Below are 19,104 nucleotides of genomic sequence, written 5' to 3'. Positions count from 1 at the left end.
GCATGGGGAATTGGGAATGGGAAATGGGGAATGGGGCATTGGTTATTCTCTTCTACCCCTTTAATCTTTTACTTCTTATTTTTCTCCATCCTTCCTAATTCCCAATTCTCAATTCCCAATCCGTGCTATGTACCTCAAAACTCTAAACCTCCGACAATTTCGTAATTATCAAGACCAAAAGGTTGAGTTTACTGCTGCCAAAACAATTTTGGTAGGTAATAACGCTCAAGGAAAGTCGAATTTATTGGAGGCGGTGGAGTTACTAGCGACATTGCGATCGCACCGAATGACCCGCGATCGCGATTTGGTTCAAGAAGGGGAAGCTATAGCCCAAATTAATGCCACCCTTGAGCGAGAAACAGGTCTTAGTGACCTTAGCTTAACTCTGCGCCGCAATGGTCGCCGTAGCGTTGCCCTCAATGGTGAATCTATCCGCCGTCAAATGGATTTTCTCGGCGTTCTCAATGCAGTCCAATTTTCCAGCCTGGATTTAGAACTGGTACGCGGCGGCCCGGAAGGCCGCCGCAACTGGTTAGATACACTCTTAATTCAACTCGAACCAGTTTATGCTCACATTTTGCAGCAGTATAACCATGTCTTACGCCAGCGCAATGCCTTTTTAAAAAGCCATGTAGAGACGTTAGATGCAACCTCGTTAAACTCAGAACTGGCGGTATGGGATGCACAGTTAGCTACCACAGGAACCAGAGTCATTAGACGGCGCGATCGCGCCATCCAAAGATTAGCTCCTATTGCTAGTGCTTGGCACGCCAGTATTAGCGGCAGTACAGAAGTTCTGCAAATCAAGTATGTGCCAAATATTCCTTTAGAAGATAACCGTCCAGAGGAAGTGCAGCAAGCTTTTTTAGCAAAAATTCAGCTACGAGCGATCGCTGAAATGCACCAAGGCACTACCCTTGTTGGGCCACATCGTGATGAAGTTGAGTTAACCATCAACCAGACACCCGCTCGTCAATACGGTTCTCAAGGTCAACAACGAACGCTAGTTCTAGCCTTAAAATTAGCAGAATTACAATTAATTGAAGAAGTGGTCAAAGAGCCGCCATTGCTATTACTTGATGATGTTCTTGCCGAACTAGATTTATCCCGGCAAAATCAATTGCTTGATGCCATTCAAGACCGCTTTCAAACCCTGATTACTACTACTCACTTGGGTTCTTTTGATTCCCAGTGGTTAAAGTCCTCCCAAATTCTGTTTGTGAAAGCAGGAGAATTAACAATTCAAAATTCAAAATGACGCTCTTTACGTTCGCGCAGCGTGTCGCAGACAGACGCTACGCTAATAAAATTCGAAATTAAAGACATTTTCAGACGGAGATTTATAGTAGGGGGGCATAGCTGTGCGCCCCTATGAATTTTTTTGGTGTTTTTCTAACCTTTTAAAAACGTTGAGAACCAAAAAAGTCAGCATGGCACCGATTAATCCCAACTGCCATAAACCAGAGCCGGCAGCAATTCCCAATGCAGCCGAAACCCAAATAGCCGCTGCTGAGGTGAGTCCGTGAATTTGAAGTTGCTGTGATTCTTGGGAAGATTGGCGGACAATTTCTCCAGCACCGAGAAATCCTACACCTGCCGCAATTCCCTGAACCACACGGCTAAGTGCATCAGGACTAGCTTGCAGTCCTTCTGTTTGCATAATTATCAAGGTAAACATGGCTGAACCTAAACTTACCAGCATGTGAGTTCTTAAACCGGCTGGTTTATGTCTAATTTGGCGTTCTAAGCCGATCATTGCTCCAGTAAGCAATGCAATGCATAGTCTGAAGCTGATATTCAGCCAATCATTAGTTGCAAGGTAGTAAGTGTTTGGCAATGCTTAGTTTGATTAGAGAATTTTATATTTTAGCACAGCACGGTGTAAATCTAGGTATCATTTCAATTAACAAAGAAGGGGCTTAAACCCCTTATTTATTAAAGGCAGGCGAATTTCCGCTACAGGTTACTAGGTTAATTAGTAATGTTTTTACAAAAATAGTGCAAAAATATTTTAATCTTTTATTGATAGAGTTTAATTCAAGGGCTGTAATTTAATAGCCTATATTCATATTTACATTTTATCAATTCGGGAATATTTTTTTGGGTACAAATCAACATCTTACTTTATGAAGATTATTTTCCAATCAAATATTGTTTTGCTCAAAAATAAATGAATGTTCGCAGTATTAAATTATGATTATTGTCATAATCTGGGCAACCTAGATAAATTTTCAGTTTATTAATTAAATAGATTTTTAACTATTTAAAATGACTGAACTATAAAATTTTACATGAAATTGCTAGATATAACTCATACACTCAATAATTAAAAATGATACCGCCATGTACAATCTCGTAAAAGAACTAAACCCCCCATTTTAGGGAAAGGAGGCGAAATGAAGCAAAAAATCTGATTCCCAAAGGAGCCGAATTACAGCAATAAATCGTGTAACTAGCAATCAACCACTAACAAGGTCAGCAAATTTAACGTAAATGCTGGAAATTATTCTTAGTAGGGAGCCAGTGGATTAATAGCTGATAATGTATCAGAAGGAAATACCTGTGGCTACAAATAGACAACTGACAACTAACAAATTGAGTGGATAAACTCTACTGGCTAGACCAAATTAAACTACAAGACCGCGCCAAAGTAGGTGACAAAGCGTTTTACTTGAGCAAAATTATCCAGCGTGGCTATCCAGTGATACCTGGTTTTGTCGTCTCAGCAGAAACTTTGCGACAATTTCTGGAAAATCTCAATAGTTCAGAGTCATTAGTGGCTGACTTACCCCATTCTTCGTTACACCTGGATGTCACTAATTGGCGGCAACTTCAGCATGTGGCTAGTCGCTTGCGCCAAGAAATTCTCACTGCGACTGTGCCACAGCATTGGATAAATACAATTTTCCAAGCAGCTAGAGAATGGCAAACTGACTGTTTGATTCTTCGGCCTACTTTGGCAGTATCAACTGCTAACCCAGGCATGAAGAATACATCTGGGTTGCTGGAGTCGGTGTTTTGCCAGTGCGAACCCGAAGCGATCGCATTGGCGCTAAAGCGTACCTGGAGCCAGATATTTCGAGCCAGAAGTCTACTATATTGGCAGCATTCAGGAATTAATCTCCAACAAATTAATCTCGCAGTTTTAGTGCAACCTGTTGAGAATGCGATCGCCAGTGGCTTGCTCACAGCCAACTCCTCTCGGTGGGAAATTGAAGCTACTTGGGGATTAGGAATTGCGATCGCTTTTGGCGAAGTACAACCAGATATTTACTACATTAAACCCGAAACTGGGGCTGTGCTTGAGCAACAACTGGGCAATAAAATGCTCGCTTATGGTGTTGATGATGCAGCTTTTTCGCAACCAGTGCCGAATTCAGTACTTACAACAGACCACACTTGTCTGATTACCTATCTACTTCAGGAAGCCCAACAAAAACAGTACGCCTTAAAAGAAGAATACTTACAACAAATAATTGCTCTAGGAACTCAACTGGTGAGTGAACTAGGTAAAACCTTTACCGTTAAGTGGACTATCACTCAACAAACGACATCTGGCAAGCTCTACATCACACAGGTTAGTCCTTCCCAATCAATTTCCCACACACACTTTATTAGGGGACTAGGAGCAGCAGGGGGAAGAGTGCTAGCTACTGCCTTAGTAATTATTAATCCGCAGCAGAAACCCGAACAACTACCGAAGGGAGTGATTTTAGTAGTACCAACAATTACACCTGATTGGTTGCCATTATTGCAACAAGTTGCTGGTATTATCACAGAACATGGGGGATTAACTAGCCACGCGGCAATTCTGGCTAGAGAATTAAGTATCACAGCAGTAGTAAACGCCACATCTGCTACAACTTTAATTCAAACTGGCGAACGACTGCTGCTTGATGGCGACAGAGGAGAAGTTTATCGCATCAAAGGAGACTCAAAGGAGGAGATGGACAAAGGGAGAACAGAAAATCTTCTTTCCTCTCATCACCCCAACCCGAAAGTGCCCCATCCTGCTGTTACGTCTCATTTACCTATGATTGCTACCCAACTGCTGGTTAACTTGAGTCAGTCTACTTTAATAGAACAAGTGCAAAGCTTACCTGTAGATGGGGTGGGTTTATTGCGCTCAGAATTGATGGTATTAAATATATTGTCGGGGCAACATCCCAATAGTTGGATTTTAGGCGGACATCAGGCAGAATTGTTAGAGCTATGGTCTGAGCAGATTATGCAATTTGCCCGTGCCTTTGCACCAAGACCAGTTTTTTATCGTTCTTTAGATTGGCGATCGCACGATTTACCATCATTGAGTGATAATTTACAATCTTCGCTCCAGTCGATGTTAGGTGAACGCGGCACCTTTAGCTATTTACGAAATCCCGCAGTATTTGAACTAGAACTGCAAGCTTTGGCGAGTGTCCAACAAGCTGGCTACACCAATGTCAACCTACTATTGCCTTTTGTGCGGACTGTGGAAGAATTTGTCTTTTGCCGTCGCAAAGTTGAGCAAGCTCTTTTAACTGAGGTAGCGCAGTTTCAATTGTGGATGATGGCAGAAGTGCCAAGCGTCCTGTTTTTACTACCAGAATATGTCAAAGCAGGTGCAGCCGGAATTTCTATTGGTACAAACGATCTGACCCAGTTATTGCTAGGAGTCGCTCGAGAACAAGGACAGCTAGCAAAAGTATTTAATGAACGTCATCCGGCAGTTATGAGTGCGATCGCTCAATTGATCCAAATGGCTAAAAGTGCTGGTATACCTTGTTCAATCTGCGGTCAAGCACCAGCCCTCTATCCAGAAATCATCGATAAGCTAGTGGAATGGGGTATAACTTCGATTTCCGTTGAACCGGAAGCAGTGGAGCGAACATATCAGGCGATCGCTCGTGCTGAACAACGCTTAATTTTGGCAGCAGCACGTCGTCAACAGTAGGCACAGGGGCATAAGAAAAACCTAATTAACTAGTTTATTAAGAAATATTATCTATCAAAATTCTTTGTCACACAACGAATTACAGTATTTTACATAAGTAAAGCGCTTTAATAATATGTCTCTAAGTCTCCAAATGCTTGAAATTGAGGAGCAAGTGGCAGTTTTACCAACCACAATTAAAAAAATTAGCTCTGGCTAACCAGAATTTTTTTGTAGTTTATCTAGCACTAAAAGCTTACGAAATTATTTTGAAACATTTTCCGAAAGGCAAGGTATTTTCTCTGTAGTCTATTTTGTAGCAAAAGCTTACAAGGCTATTTTGAAACCAGGAATTATACAACTGGTAAGGAGATACGCTTGCATTTTTTAGCTAAAACTTTTATAGATTTTATTTTTATGCGCTAGGACGAAAGCTAGTCAAAATGTCTGGAGATGCCATTAATAATTTAGGTTTGACTCTCACAAAACAGTGATATTAATGAATTTTGATTGATTTGAAGTTGAATTTATGAAAAAAATTTTAGTATTTATTACAACAGCAATTGTGGCTTGTTTTTCCATTGCTAGTTTGACATCAGCAATTGTAACTTGGGATTCGTGGACAGATTCACAAAGTTCAAAAGCTTTAGCTCAAAAAGCTAATAGTTGCCCTGGTGCTTCAACCAAGAAGTGCTTGGATATTGATGTTTACGAAGCTCTAAATCTCATGCCAAGAGAAAATAAACCATTATTAGACCCAAGTCTTGGAGCTCAGTACGGTGGAACTTCTTCTCCTCCCAATCCATTAGTTATTAAACCAGGAGACTCAGTAAGATTTTTTATTGGCCCTCAATACTTCTTACCTGCATCCTATCAACAAAATGGTATAAAGTATGTTCCTCATGTTGGTGCTGGTACGACATGGCCAATTCCATATCCTGGTTTAACAATTTTTACGAATAATAAGGTGACATTTAACTCCGGCATTCCATCAAGTCCACAAAAAGTAGTAAAAGAATTTTCCCACGCAGGGCCAACGGATGAGCCTCCTTCCCCTACTTCTGCTCAATACTTAATTGCTAGTGGCCTCATAACTTATAATAATGCGGGAGAGTTTGTGGCAACAGCAAGAATTCAAATGATCAGACACTTTTGGACAGTTTGTTCTCCTTCTAGCTGGTTGTTTGTGCCTAACAAAAATGATTTATGTTCCGTTGGACAATCACAAGGAGTGCATAGTACCCAAAATCAAGATAAGCTGATTGACATCACTGTTTCTCGCCTAATTAAAGTAATTCCTAGTTTGACGATTAATCCTAATTTAGGGATTAATCCTAATTTAGGGATTGATCCTAATTTAACGATTAAATTGAATCCATAACGGACTTTCAGAACATAAAATATACAATTAATAAGAATTATTAGGCAGCCGAGGAATGTCAATACAATTAACGGATTCACTAAAATCTTGGATCTGTCAAATCATCAACATTTGAGCGCATAGTAATCATCGTTGGTGTTGTATATAGCACATTCAACTTTATACAACACCATGAAAACGTTAATATCGGTAAATTGCTGCAACGGCTGTGCTATATGGAATCTCTTCAAAGGGAACAGCGTAAACCGTGCCACCGTTTAATAAAGTATGAGCAGCAACAAAATCTAACAAATCCTCATCACCAGTTTCTTTTTCTGGGTGCAAATAAACCGTTTCTGAGCTTGGATCGAATAAACCCCACTGTTGCTGGCCAACTGCAACTAATAATGAATCCACTCGTTGGTAATAAGCGGCTGAGACAACTTCTTCGAGGTTGTTAGATGCTTTACCAGTATCACCACCAAACAATTCGTGAAATTGTTCCAAAACTGCTTGCTGTGACTTTTGGAAATCAGCCTCGACAATCGGCCAAGCTTGGTCATGTAACTCTTGGGGGCTGAGAATTTCTGGATTACCGATGATAGCTTCATCCATTAAATGCTGGTAACTATTTGCTTGTCTATATAAAGGCAAGAGATATTCTACCCCAGCCAGCACCAAAGGCACTTTTTGCAATTTCAGTTTATCGTGCAATGCGCGATCGACAATTTGAAAGAATTGGAGGATGTCTTCTTGGTGTTTATCTCTGTCAGGGCTTCCCTGTCCGTGAAATGTACCTGGTTGCGAAAAAGAATTGGAGGTTCCCCCCTTTGATGTGGCGATGCGAAACTGACCTTCTTTAGCAGTATCGTCTCTTTGCAGAGCTTCATCTAGACTTTTAGGAAGACTTTCTACTTCTAACTCTTTGACGCTGTAGCGTGTTCCTTCAAAGAACCTGACATCTTGTTGGCTTAAAGCCAGTATATAGAAGCGACCATTACCATTTAAAATTGGTAGCAGTGGTTTGATGTGAAATCGGTCTGTAACTACGACCAACTCTTGAAAATCAATTGGCAGGGGATAATAGCGAAAAATATTGTCAGAAATAAAAATTGCTAACCCTTGCTCTCCTATTTGATCCCAAAACTCTTGGGTATCAATTGCCTGGGATTTTTCCAACAATGCGATCGCATCTTCCTCCTCCAAACCCGCATCAATTAAACGAGTCTGTGCTTCCCTAATCAAATTTTTAAAGCGAATTGGATCTTGTCGCACTTCTGGCCCGGCTGGGTGCGTTGGCATATAAATTGAAACACAATTTCCTTTTGGCTGTTCTATTAATGTCTTTATTTCCTCTCTAGAGATTAATTGCATATTATATTCCTCCTATCAACGTGGCTAGATACATCAGTTCAGAGCATCAATATTCAATGATCTGATAGGACGTTATTCTCAGATAGTGGCGGTTGAAGTTCAACCGTTTTCTTCTGAATCTATTTCACCTCAAGGAAGGTTTGGTTGCATCTTTCTTTTGACAGGCAATATTCATGTTTGAGAATTACTAATTAAAACCCAAAATTTAAAAGCCAAACTCGCCACCTTCATTAAATGTTTGGCGTATTAGAGTTTGCGCTTCCTGAGTTTATGCCTATTTTACTGTCTGGTCGGCTAAGACCTAAAGTTACTCGTTTCATAATCCAGTACAAACTGGCAAGTACCACAAAGGTGATAGCAATAATCACTAGGGGCTGTTTCCCAAGAATTTCTTCTACCCCTTTGGTTAGTAAAGCATCGGGTTGAGTGATAAAATCCCAACTGTTGAAACGCAAAAATCGTCCCCAATATACACCAACAGCACAGAGAAAATGTGTAATCAACTCAACGCGCCAAATCCATTGGCTTTTACCAATGCGATGTAAGTAGTGACCCCAATTAATTAAGGATATTACATAAGCTTCAAATCCACCGAGAATTACTAATAAATACACCGGAATGAGTACCAGAGTAATCATCCATACTGATTGAATGGTACGGATATCATCTATCAAGTGAATTACATCGGTTAACAGATATGGAGCATTTGGTAAGAAAGCATAGAAAACTAAAAATCCTAGCCACCAAAGCCAAGAGCCACCACGCTTAAAGCGAAATAGCCACACACTCAAAGCTAAAGGGATAAAAGCCAGAAATAAATTCCAAGTCATCCATTTCATATTAATTTGCAAGACCTGCACAACTCTGGCTATCAATTCTTCTTTCATAGGTGCTTACTCGGAAGATGTTTGATTGATATAGATTCACTCTGTAGTGTTAGTGCTAACTTCAACAATTGATCGAGTTTTGTAATCTCCAAAAAAATTAATTTTCTCCAGCATTAGACAATATTTTTGTCTTAGTTAAAAGTCAATAAACACTGATATATATCCAAGATTTAGAGTTTTTGTATATTTCCTGCTGGCGGATAAAATTTATCAATCAGCTTGAGCCACTAGTGCCGCAAGGCGGAAGTCAAAAGTCAAAAGTCAAAAGTCAAAATCACTACAGAGTACGAGTTTCATTGATTTCGAATAGGTGGTTTATTTACGCTGTACTGTACTAGTATAGCCAGAAAATCATCAAGGTAAAATTTACTACCGAAAGTAAGTCTGAGCAACAAAAATGCCGAGAATAAGTTCTGGTGGACTTTTTTAATTGTAATGCTGGAGTTGAGAGAGTAAGGTGACTTAAGAGATTCGATTGGGCGATCGCAGTGTCGGTGGCAAGTGGGGATGAGGAAGCAGGGAAAGAAAAAATAACCCCCAGTTCCCAATCCCCAATACTCCAGATAGATTATTCTGGCTGGCGACAATACTTATTCATTTCATTTACTAACGTATCTGACTGCTTGCCAACAGTTGTAGCTGCTGTTGTCAATGTTGAATCAATTTCGGCTCTAGCTTTTTGAATTCTTTCTCTACCAGATGTCGAGGCCTCTGCTGTTTTGGTTGCACCAAGTGCCCTACCTGCCTTAGCGATCGCTTGGCTGAGATTCTGAAAAATCTTGACAAAACCGCTTTGAAATTCTTTCAACTTGGGGTCTGTTAAGTTCAGTTCCTTAATCGATTTAGTCACAAATTCTAAATCTTTAGACAGTTGTATGCTGGTTATGACTTGCGTCCCCTTATTGTTATCAATCAAAGAAGTTCCAGTATTTACAACTTTAATCAGTCGCTGGCACTGGGAGACTTTATTTTCGTTGCAACTAGTAATGAATAAAGCAATGCTCAGGCTAACAGGAGCAATAACCATATATTTATGTAAAACAGACATTAACACCCCACCAGCAATAAAGCCCAGAATATCGTATCCAATATTACGAGCAAAAAAGGTAAATAAGGTAGAGGGCATGGGGTATTAGAAAGAGGCAGAGGGGCAGGGAGAAAGAGCTAATTTTGTATTCTCCCGCTGCCCCCTCATCTGGAATTACCAATCTATCGGCAAACCCAACTGGTCTAAAGTCGCACCATCTTGCAAAAGTGGCTGAATATCGCCGTCTATTTGAATGCGGCCAGCAGACAGTACCAACGCACGTTGCGTAACTCTGCCTAACCAATGCAGGTCATGAGAGGCAATTAACATCACCTGTATGGGTAACTTTAACAACACTTGCGCCAAATGTCGCCGCCATGCTGGATCAAGACCGTTAGTTGGCTCATCCAAAATTAGAATTGTCGGTTCTAGGGCTAAAATCGAGGCTAGAGCGGCTAGACGTCTTTGTCCACCAGAAAGTTCGTGGGCAGAACGATTAGCATAGGCTTCTAGACCAAAATCAGCTAATAATTGTCGGGCGCGATCGCTAGCCTCTGCTGGTGACATCCCATAATTACGTGGGCCGAAGGTAATATCTTCCAGGATGGTGGGCATAAATAGTTGGTCGTTGGCATCTTGGAAGCTAAAGCCAATTTGACGACGCACTTGGGGTAAAGTTTGCGGTTTTACGGTAATGCCACTAATGGCAATTTTCCCAGATTGCGGTTGTTTTAAGCCGATTAGGTTCTCTAGTAAGGTGCTTTTTCCAGAACCTGTTGCTCCCATCAATGCCACGCGATCGCCTTTCTTCAAGGTAAAAGAAATTTCTTGTAATACCGGCTCCTGGCGGGAATATGCATACACCAGGTTCTCAACCTCAACCACGGCTGTGTTGGGGTTACTGGTTGATGTTTGGGAATTGGAAGTTAATGATTTCAAAATTTACAAACTCAATATTTGTAAGAAGTTAGGGTAACAACAGATGCGATCGCCCAAGCTGCTAGTATGGCAAAACGCTCTTTTGGTCTGAGGGGAGAATCTATGGGCAATTGCCCGTTGTATCCACGAGTTACCATTGCCGCATAAACTCGCTCTGCCCTATCTAGACTACGGAGATACAAAGCTCCAATCATGGCAGCACTGGCGTAGCGCAACCATCCCGCAGTTCCATTCAAACCGCGTAATTGAGCGCTGCGTTGCATCCGCGTCACTTCTGAGAGCAAAATTTCCATATATTGCCCAGCTAACAACAAGTTTTCCTTTAAAGGTGCTGGTACAGGTAAGCCTTTAAGGGCTATACCAAAACTGTGGGGTGGTAAGGTTAACAAAAAACTATTCATAGTAACCAAACAAACCAGAGAACGAACTAGCAAAAAACTGGCTCGTTCCCATCCCAAGGGCAATGCCAGCAATGACAAAAAGATTAATTCTGTACCGAGTAATCCCCCTAAGCGGGGAATTGGTACGCGCAACAGCCAAACCCACAAAAGTGCGATCGCGCCATATACACCTAAGCAATACCAGGCATAATGCTTTAATAAAGCTGCTCCCACCACAACCACTAGTGACAGTTGCAAACGTAACGGTAAGGACAGTTTAAGCATTATTCGGTTTCACCACCTTGGCAATCCCAAAGGCCACAGCAAAACAAACCGCAGCTCCCACAAGTCCAGCGATACTAGTACCAATTGGCCCTAAACCCTCAATACTATAGTCAGCTAAGGGAGTCGGGACGCTTACTCGTACTTTCTCGGCTAAGTCGATGAAGCCCGTGTTTTCGGCGACTTTTTCCAAACCATCAGGCCATGCTGAGGCAAAGAGTGAAAGTACTCCCGCAATCAAGAAAATGGCGACAATAGGTATAGACCAACCGCGAAACTCCTGCTGCTCTCCTGGTAATAAATCTGGTCGAGCGGTGGCTAAATAAGTTAGCACACCCCCAGTAATTATCCCTTCGCCAATACCAATCAGAATATGGACACCGGCCATAGCTGGTAAAACTATGGCTACGGGTGCAGTTCCTGAAAGGGCTAACTCAATGGCACAAGCTATGGCGGCTACCACTACACTTAGGCCAGCAGCGATGCCAGAAGCCAAAGGTAAGCGCCCTTTCGACCCCCCCAATAGCCGTTGCAAGGTTTGGGTTAAAACCCAGCCAACCCAAACACCAATCACTGCCATGTTCAAAATATTCGCTCCTAAGGCTGTAATGCCACCATCAGCAAACAGCACAGCTTGAATAATTAAAACTGTGGCGATACACAACGTTCCTGCCCACGGACTACCCAAAACGATCGCAGCTAAGGTTCCTCCTAACAAGTGACCACTAGTACCTCCTGCTACTGGGAAATTGATCATCTGGGCGGCAAAAATAAAGGCGGTGGTTAGCCCTAGTATGGGCGCACGACGAATACCAAAAGCCTCTTGCGATCGCCCGAAGGCAATAAACAGTGCTGCCACACTCGCCAAACCAGTAGCCCCTGCGACGGGAACAGAAACAAATCCATCAGGAATATGCATGATCTAACCTGTTTTTTAGATGTTCATTTACCCAAATCAAGCAATAAAATTACGTCATCATTTTAATAACAAACAAAACTTTTCTCTTTTTTACAATGCCCTACCGGGGGATTTTATAGTGTTACTTTTGACATACTTACAATACAATATCCACTCAATATACACGTATTCCTTAATTCGTTAATTTTTGCTAAGTTTATCATAAATTTAAGGATTTAATACCAGTATGTCTAGACATAGACTCGGTTTCAGCCAGAATTTAAATCTTTTGAAGTTGCCCCAACGCTCTTAACCCGTGTCAGCTAATTCTTTCTGTCTTTAAATGTCTTTAATTTTGAGTTTCTAATTTAAATTGTTAACTGTATTGTGGTGTTTGATTAATTCAAAACTCATCACTTCAAAAAGTAAGTTTTTTTATAGTTATAACAAGCTTATATAATTGGCCTTTTTACTTTATTTATTCTTACAACATTTATCAACAATATCAACAAAATATTTTTATCTTAATGGATATTTTCTTGATAAATTTATTAACAATATAAAATTATTGAATATTTTTATATTCAATTAATATTATCCATATTAATATTAAAAACCCATAATAATAGACTTTAAAATCTGTACATTTATTGATTTATTTAGCGTAGTGCTACAGTTTATTTTTAGAAAAGTATATAATGCCCAACAGCATACTATATAAATAAGCGGTTAAATGTAAAGTTTATATTAAGTTTGTGAAAATACTGGTAATCGAACTGCAAGAATTACTAAATTCTCAAAATAGGTAACTGTAAAAAAAGTATTACTCAAATTTTAAGTAACTAAGTTCAGTCAATATAATCAGCAGATGTTTGGCTCTCTTTTCCCCAGAATTTACACATCCTCGTTCTGCAATTTGCAACATGAAGACAAACTCATCCAACTCACTGTTAGCAGTACCAACTGGGCCACTAAAGATTTCAGAGTTGCCTCCTAACGGTATAGGTATAAGTGGTGAATCTATCTATCTATCTCTAGTAATTCCTACTTATAAAGAGCGTGACAATATCAAAAATGTAGTTAGCATATTGAGTCAGTTACTAGATGAATCTATTCTAGGAAACTATGAACTAATAGTGGTAGACGATGATAGCCCAGACCAAACTTGGGAGATAGCACAATCCTTGCTCACAGAATATCCCCAGTTGCGGGTGATGCGTCGCCAACAGGAACGAGGGCTATCTTCAGCAGTAATTCGTGGGTGGCAAGCAGCTACGGGGAATGTGTTAGGGGTAATTGATGGAGATTTGCAGCATCCACCAGAGGTGCTGATGCAGCTGTTGCGTAGCGTTGAGCAGGGAGCAGATTTGGCAGTAGCCAGCCGCCATGTTGAAGGAGGCGGTGTCAGTAGCTGGAGTGTTGTTAGACGTTTCTTGTCTCGTGGCGCTCAGATGTTAGGCTTGGTGATTTTACCGGGGGTACTGGGCAGAGTTTCCGACCCCATGAGTGGTTATTTTATGGTGCGCCGGAGTGCGATCGCCAATGCAACACTCAATCCTGTAGGATACAAAATTCTCCTAGAAGTAATCGGGCGGGGAAAGGTAGACCAAGTTGCCGAAGTTGGGTATGTGTTCCGTGAACGTAAAGAGGGTGAGAGTAAAGTGACATGGAAGCAATATATAGATTACATCCACCACTTAGTGCGATTGCGACTTTCCACAGGGCAAGGAGGACAATTGAGTAGAAATGTCAATTTCCCCGTTGGTCGATTTCTCCGGTTTGGGTTGGTTGGCTTTAGTGGAGTATTTGTGGATTTAACGGTGTTTCACTTGCTGCGCACTGTGATTCACTTAGGTTTAACTCGCAGTACGATTCTTTCGGCCGGAGTAGCAATCATAAATAATTTCTTATGGAATGATTTATGGACTTTTGGTGATATTTCTCAGAGGCAACGTAATCCGCATCAACGTTTCAAGCGATTCTTGAAGTTCAGTGCGATCTGTTTAGCAGGAGTTATATTACAAGCTTTAATAATCAACTTTCTCTATAATGTCTTGGGGATAAATCAGTATTTAGGTAAGTTGATAGCGATCGCAGTTGCTACGATCTGGAATTTCTGGGTTAATTTGAAACTTAGCTGGCGTGTCACCGATGTGAAATAATCACAACGAGGGATTTGAGATTTTGATTTTTGTTCTTAGACTTTAGAACGAACTGAAATCTAAAACGTCAAATCTACAAATCCATTCATGTGAGTCCCAGCAATGAGAGTTTTTTTCCAAGGTGCATTGTATTTTTACAGAAAAATTATCTCGTTGCTACCTGCATCTGCTGCTCATTTCGTGTCCATAGTAGATGCAAGTTCTACCTCAAAACGCCAGCAGTGGCATAATTGGCAGGTTCGCCTCCCTCCTTCCTGGCTTCACCCCTTACTAAACTTGATATGGTTGATCGTTGGCATCAGTTTACGCCTAGCCAACTTGACTGCAAAGCCTCCTTGGACTGATGAATTTTCCACCTTGGTGTTTAGTTTGGGGAATACTTTTTTATCAGTTCCCCTAGATCAAGCGATCGCACCTGATATCCTATTGCAACCACTGCAACCAAACCCAGGGGCTACTGTTGATGATGTGGTTCATAACTTAGCTACGCAAGATAATCATCCACCACTGTATTTCGTGCTGGCTTATTTTTGGATGAAATTATTTCCTAGCGAAGGAGGATTAGTATCGCTGTTTGCGGCGCGATCGCTACCAGCAATAATCGGTGCTGCCTCTATTCCGTGTTTTTACGTCTTAGGTAGAGTAGCGTTTCGCTCGAACTTGGTGGGGCACTTAACTGCTGCCATGATCGCAGTATCACCCTACGGCGTATTTTTAGCACAAGAAGCGCGTCATTACACTTTGGCAATCTTATGGGTAACTGGTTCCCTCACTTGCTTACTAATTGCCACACGTCATATTCAAAACCGCACACCTTTACCTATATGGGTAGCACTTTTCTGGGTAGGAATCAATGCTTTGGGTATTGCTACTCATTACTTCTTCAGCCTCACCCTCTGCACAGAAGCTGTAGTTTTGATTTTTCTTGCTTGGCATCAGCAGACTAACACCAAATTTTCTCTCCTGTTTTCTCCACCCTGGCGGCGCATCTATGCCGTTGCTGTAGGCACTTGTGTGGCGGGTTTAATTTGGATTCCAACCTTGTTAGAGAATAGAAATCGTGATAATTTGACCGAGTGGATTCGAGGTTCGCGCGTTGGACTAGATTGGTTAAGCCCAATTTTTCAAGCTTTAGGAACATTGATTGCCATGATTTCTCTGTTACCAGTTGAATCTTCACAGTTATGGGTTGTGATCCCTTCTGGAGTGGTGATGCTGACTTTCTTTATTTGGGCAGTACCAATTTTGTTGCGTGGGATTAAGATTCAACTACAGCACCCAGAAAACCGGATTATGATTCAGGTGCTTGCTGGAGTAGTTATCAGTGCGATCGCTTTATTCTTTATTTTTACGTACTTCTTGGGTATTGACCTGACGAGAGGTGCTAGATATAACTTTGTTTACTTTCCGGCGATCGTTGTTTTACTGGGCGCAAGTCTCGCAGTTTGTTGGCAGCTTCCCAAGGAATTGATAGAAAGAGAACAAGGGAAAAATAGGATAAAAAGTATAGGTAAATGGGGAATAAACGGGAAAAAAGCCGTGATGTTAATTTGGTTAATGGGCTTTTTCAGTGCAGTTACAGTAATCTGCAATCTCGGCTATCAAAAATATTATCGCCCTGACCTGTTTGTAGAACTAATTCAACAAACATCCCCAACACCAGTACTGATTGCTACTACCCACAAAACTTATGTACACACTGGGGAAATGATGGGAGTAGCTAGGGAGATTAAACTTGCCAATTCACTCCAAAATCCTCTGTTTCTGCTTGCCCATCAAGGCCAAGACCCGAATACTTCTACTATTGCTTTGGCAGAGACCTTAAAGAAATTACCACGACCTTTTGACTTGTGGCTGGTAAACTTTCACGCCCCTGTAGCAGAAGCCGTAAAAACATGCATTACATCTGATACTAAATCAATGCCTAGCGTAGATGGCTACGAATATAAACTTTATCATTGCCAGGAGAGTTAAAGGAAGGCAGGGGAGGGAGCAGAACAAGGTGATTTGAGTGGAGAACTTGCAACAAATCTTTCCCCTTGTCTCCAAGTCCTCTTCCCTATCCCCAGTACTTCTCTACGAGAGGCTGCGCCCTAAGCGTATCTATGCCGCAGGCTTTACGGCGTTGCACAGTACCAGTGTCTCATGCCCAATCTATATTGCATCTTGTGAAAGTTCCTCAAATATGAATATCCATAGGACACTAAAGAAGGAAGAACAAAATATATCTCATCGATCTTAAAGCAGCGAAAGCTGTTAAATAGCTAAGGAGGATTTATGCGTGCAGTACTAATGGCGGGGGGTTCGGGAACGCGGCTTCGCCCGTTAACTTGCGATCTGCCCAAACCGATGGTGCCGATCCTTAATCGACCAATTGCCGAACATATTATCAATCTCCTTAAACGACATCAAATTACAGAAGTGATTGCGACACTGCATTATTTACCTGATGTCTTGCGAGATTATTTTCAAGATGGCAGCGATTTTGGTGTCCAGATGACTTATGCCGTCGAAGAAGATCAACCCTTGGGTACAGCAGGCTGTGTGAAAAACATTGCTGAACTTCTTGATGAAACTTTTTTAGTCATTAGCGGTGATAGCATAACAGATTTTGACCTAACGGCAGCGATCGCATTTCACAAACAAAATAAGTCGAAAGCTACTTTGATTTTGACGAGGGTTCCCAATCCAATTGAGTTTGGGGTGGTGATTACCGATGAGGAAAGACGGATTCGGCGATTTTTAGAAAAACCTTCTAGTAGTGAAATTTTTTCCGATACCGTCAACACTGGCACTTACATTCTCGAACCAGAAGTTTTAGAATATCTGCCAGCAAATATTGAATGCGACTTTTCCAAAGACTTATTTCCCTTACTACTAGCAAAAGATGAGCCAATGTATGGTTACATTGCTCAAGGTTACTGGTGTGATGTTGGTCACTTAGACGCTTATCGTGAAGCTCAGTATGATGCATTAGATCGCAAGGTAAATCTCGATTTTGCCTACAAAGAAGTTTCCCATGAGTTATGGGTGGGTCAAAATACTTATATCGACCAGACGGCTGTGATTGAAACCCCAGCAGTAATTGGTGACAATTGTCGGATCGGTGCAAGAGTCCAGATTGAGGCAGGAACCGTAATTGGAGATAATGTCACTATTGGTGCTGATGCGAATCTCAAACGTCCCATAGTCTGGAATGGGGCATTTATTGGCGAGGAAGTAGCTCTTTCTGCCTGCGTTATTTCCCGTGGCACTCGTGTAGACCGCCGCGCTCAAGTATTAGAAGCTGCTGTTGTCGGTTCGCTTTCTACAGTGGGAGAAGAAGCCCAAATTAGCCCTGGCGTGCGTGTTTGGCCCAGTAAAAAGATTGAGTCAGGTGCAGTTTTAAACATTAACTTAATTTGGGGAAACACCGCCCAACGAAATTTATTTGGGCAACGTGGTGTGCAAGGATTAGCTAATATCGACATCACCCCAGAATTCGCCGTGAAATTGGGATCTGCTTACGGTTCTACCTTAAAACCAGGATCTAAAGTAACAGTTTCCCGTGACCAGCGTAATGTCTCTCGAATGGTGACGCGATCGCTCATTGCTGGTTTAATGTCAGTAGGTATTGATATTCAAAACCTTGATGCTACAGCTATCCCCATCGCCCGTACAGTTATACCCACAATGTCGGTAGCTGGTGGTATTCATGTGAGGGTACACCCCGACCGCCCTGATTACATTTTGGTTGAATTCATGGATACCAAAGGCATTAATATCACCAAAGCCCTGGAAAAGAAAATTGAAGGGGCTTACTTTAAGGAGGATATGCGACGGGCGCTAATTCATGAAATTGGCGATGTATCTTATCCTAGCCAAGTCATGGATCGCTACTGCACTGCTTTTGAGAAACTTTTGCATGTTCATACACTCCGCAACAGCCGCGCAAAAGTAGTAATTGACTATGTTTATGCTGTATCCGGGGCAGTTTTACCCCAAATGCTAGATAAATTTGGTGCTGATGCAGTAGTACTGAATGCCAGTGTCAATAAAACGGCGATGTCAATCACAGATCGCGAAGGACTGCTGACTCAGTTAGGTCATGTAGTAGAGGCATTAAAAGCTAACTTTGGTGTGCAAGTATCCGCTAATGGAGAACAACTAATTTTAGTTGATGAATCCGGCTACCCAATTCGTGGGGAAACTTTAACTGCACTGATGGTAGACATGATTCTGACGGCTAACCCCAGAGGAACGGTAGTTGTACCAGTTCATGCTTCCAGTGCTATTGAACAAGTCGCCCGTCGTCATGATGGCAGAGTGATTCGCACCAAAGCCAACCCGACAGCTTTAATGGAGGCTTGTCAAAAAAACCCGAATGTGGTCATAGGAGGTAGTGGAGATACAGGTTTTATTTTCCCACAACTGCATCCGGGATTTGATTCCATGTTCTGCATTGCGAAGATAATTGAGATGTTGACTATACAGGAGCGATCGCTTGCTGCTGCGCGGTCAGAATTGCCCCGTGTAATTCACAAAACTTATACAATACGCTGCCCGTGGACAGCCAAAGGTGCTTTGATGCGTTACTTGGTAGAAACTCACCCAGCCCAAAACCTAGAACTCATTGATGGAGTGAAAATTTGTCAACCCTACGATGACAGTTGGCTATTAGTTTTACCAGATGCTAGCGAACCACTGGTGCATTTATATGCAAATAGCAACGATCGCGAATGGGTAGATGAGACTGTGAGAAACTACCGCACCCGTGTTCAGACTTTTGTGGAAAGACAACAAGAATACCAACCTGCTGAAGTATAATTCGTAATTTAAGAATTCAATTATAAATTACGAATTAGGGACTTCCAAATAAAAAAATATTCAATTATTTATTGTGG

The 19,104-nt window shown here is 41.6% G+C and carries 13 protein-coding genes; 6 read left to right on the top strand and 7 right to left on the bottom strand.

Annotated features, from left to right (window positions below; all coding sequences use genetic code 11):
• Nucleotides 1–127: 127 nt before the first annotated feature.
• On the top strand, nt 128–1,258 hold the full coding sequence (recF, locus tag H6G97_RS18345) for a DNA replication/repair protein RecF (protein WP_190942157.1): 1,131 nt from the start codon (nt 128–130) through the stop codon (nt 1,256–1,258).
• Nucleotides 1,259–1,369: 111 nt separating this feature from the next.
• Here recF and H6G97_RS18340 read toward each other — a convergent pair whose 3' ends face one another.
• Entirely contained in the window at nt 1,370–1,837 is a 468-nt protein-coding gene (locus tag H6G97_RS18340) for an MgtC/SapB family protein (protein ID WP_190942156.1), read from the bottom strand.
• Nucleotides 1,838–2,599: 762 nt separating this feature from the next.
• Here H6G97_RS18340 and H6G97_RS18335 point away from each other — a divergent pair.
• Nucleotides 2,600–4,933, top strand: coding sequence for a putative PEP-binding protein (locus H6G97_RS18335; protein ID WP_190942155.1), 2,334 nt, complete (start codon nt 2,600–2,602; stop codon nt 4,931–4,933).
• Between the two features lie 508 nt (nt 4,934–5,441).
• Nucleotides 5,442–6,293 carry a hypothetical protein gene (locus H6G97_RS18330; protein ID WP_190942154.1) on the top strand — a complete coding sequence of 284 codons (852 nt, stop codon included), beginning with the start codon at nt 5,442–5,444 and terminating at the stop codon, nt 6,291–6,293.
• A gap of 180 nt (nt 6,294–6,473) precedes the next feature.
• Here the strand turns inward: H6G97_RS18330 and H6G97_RS18325 are convergent, their stop codons facing one another.
• The 6 genes from H6G97_RS18325 to H6G97_RS18300 form a co-directional block, all read right to left on the bottom strand.
• Nucleotides 6,474–7,646: a baeRF3 domain-containing protein gene (locus tag H6G97_RS18325; RefSeq protein ID WP_190942153.1), complete on the bottom strand. Its 1,173-nt coding sequence runs from the start codon at nt 7,644–7,646 to the stop codon at nt 6,474–6,476.
• A 230-nt stretch (nt 7,647–7,876) separates the two neighbouring features.
• Nucleotides 7,877–8,533: a DUF1361 domain-containing protein gene (locus H6G97_RS18320; protein WP_190942152.1), complete on the bottom strand. Its 657-nt coding sequence runs from the start codon at nt 8,531–8,533 to the stop codon at nt 7,877–7,879.
• Nucleotides 8,534–9,101: 568 nt separating this feature from the next.
• Nucleotides 9,102–9,581: a hypothetical protein gene (locus H6G97_RS18315; RefSeq protein WP_190942174.1), complete on the bottom strand. Its 480-nt coding sequence runs from the start codon at nt 9,579–9,581 to the stop codon at nt 9,102–9,104.
• A 153-nt stretch (nt 9,582–9,734) separates the two neighbouring features.
• Nucleotides 9,735–10,499, bottom strand: a complete 765-nt coding sequence (locus H6G97_RS18310) for an energy-coupling factor ABC transporter ATP-binding protein (RefSeq protein ID WP_190942151.1) — start codon at nt 10,497–10,499, stop codon at nt 9,735–9,737.
• A gap of 11 nt (nt 10,500–10,510) precedes the next feature.
• Nucleotides 10,511–11,164, bottom strand: coding sequence for an energy-coupling factor transporter transmembrane component T family protein (locus tag H6G97_RS18305; RefSeq protein WP_190942150.1), 654 nt, complete (start codon nt 11,162–11,164; stop codon nt 10,511–10,513).
• Nucleotides 11,157–12,080: an energy-coupling factor ABC transporter permease gene (locus H6G97_RS18300; protein WP_190942149.1), complete on the bottom strand. Its 924-nt coding sequence runs from the start codon at nt 12,078–12,080 to the stop codon at nt 11,157–11,159. The genes H6G97_RS18305 and H6G97_RS18300 overlap by 8 nt, the downstream gene beginning before the upstream one ends.
• Before the next feature lie 902 nt (nt 12,081–12,982).
• On the opposite strand from H6G97_RS18300, the gene H6G97_RS18295 reads away from it, so the two are divergent.
• The 3 genes from H6G97_RS18295 to H6G97_RS18285 all read left to right on the top strand — a co-directional run bounded on the left by H6G97_RS18295 (nt 12,983) and on the right by H6G97_RS18285 (nt 19,027).
• Nucleotides 12,983–14,221 (top strand): glycosyltransferase, encoded by a 1,239-nt coding sequence (locus H6G97_RS18295; RefSeq protein WP_190942148.1) that lies wholly within the window; start codon nt 12,983–12,985, stop codon nt 14,219–14,221.
• Nucleotides 14,222–14,323: 102 nt separating this feature from the next.
• A complete protein-coding gene (locus H6G97_RS18290) occupies nt 14,324–16,195 on the top strand; it encodes a glycosyltransferase family 39 protein (protein WP_242054982.1) in 1,872 nt (623 codons plus the stop codon).
• Between the two features lie 303 nt (nt 16,196–16,498).
• Complete coding sequence (locus H6G97_RS18285) at nt 16,499–19,027, top strand: mannose-1-phosphate guanyltransferase (RefSeq protein ID WP_190942147.1); 2,529 nt, start codon at nt 16,499–16,501, stop codon at nt 19,025–19,027.
• Nucleotides 19,028–19,104: the final 77 nt, after the last annotated feature.

This window comes from Nostoc flagelliforme FACHB-838 (assembly GCF_014698065.1).
Taxonomy (GTDB): domain Bacteria; phylum Cyanobacteriota; class Cyanobacteriia; order Cyanobacteriales; family Nostocaceae; genus Nostoc; species Nostoc flagelliforme_B.
The sequence above is the reverse complement of the archived record's forward strand: the minus strand, read 5'-3'. Positions and strand labels throughout refer to the sequence as shown.

Excerpts from the sequence above, each read along its gene's own strand:
- recF (WP_190942157.1), top strand. The coding sequence starts at position 128 with ATGTACCTCAAAACTCTAAACCTCCGACAATTTCGTAATTATCAAGAC.
- H6G97_RS18330 (WP_190942154.1), top strand. The coding sequence starts at position 5,442 with ATGAAAAAAATTTTAGTATTTATTACAACAGCAATTGTGGCTTGTTTT.
- H6G97_RS18325 (WP_190942153.1), bottom strand. The coding sequence starts at position 7,646 with ATGCAATTAATCTCTAGAGAGGAAATAAAGACATTAATAGAACAGCCA.
- H6G97_RS18320 (WP_190942152.1), bottom strand. The coding sequence starts at position 8,533 with ATGAAAGAAGAATTGATAGCCAGAGTTGTGCAGGTCTTGCAAATTAAT.
- H6G97_RS18315 (WP_190942174.1), bottom strand. The coding sequence starts at position 9,581 with ATGTCTGTTTTACATAAATATATGGTTATTGCTCCTGTTAGCCTGAGC.
- H6G97_RS18305 (WP_190942150.1), bottom strand. The coding sequence starts at position 11,164 with ATGCTTAAACTGTCCTTACCGTTACGTTTGCAACTGTCACTAGTGGTT.
- H6G97_RS18300 (WP_190942149.1), bottom strand. The coding sequence starts at position 12,080 with ATGCATATTCCTGATGGATTTGTTTCTGTTCCCGTCGCAGGGGCTACT.
- H6G97_RS18295 (WP_190942148.1), top strand. The coding sequence starts at position 12,983 with ATGAAGACAAACTCATCCAACTCACTGTTAGCAGTACCAACTGGGCCA.
- H6G97_RS18290 (WP_242054982.1), top strand. The coding sequence starts at position 14,324 with ATGAGAGTTTTTTTCCAAGGTGCATTGTATTTTTACAGAAAAATTATC.
- H6G97_RS18285 (WP_190942147.1), top strand. The coding sequence starts at position 16,499 with ATGCGTGCAGTACTAATGGCGGGGGGTTCGGGAACGCGGCTTCGCCCG.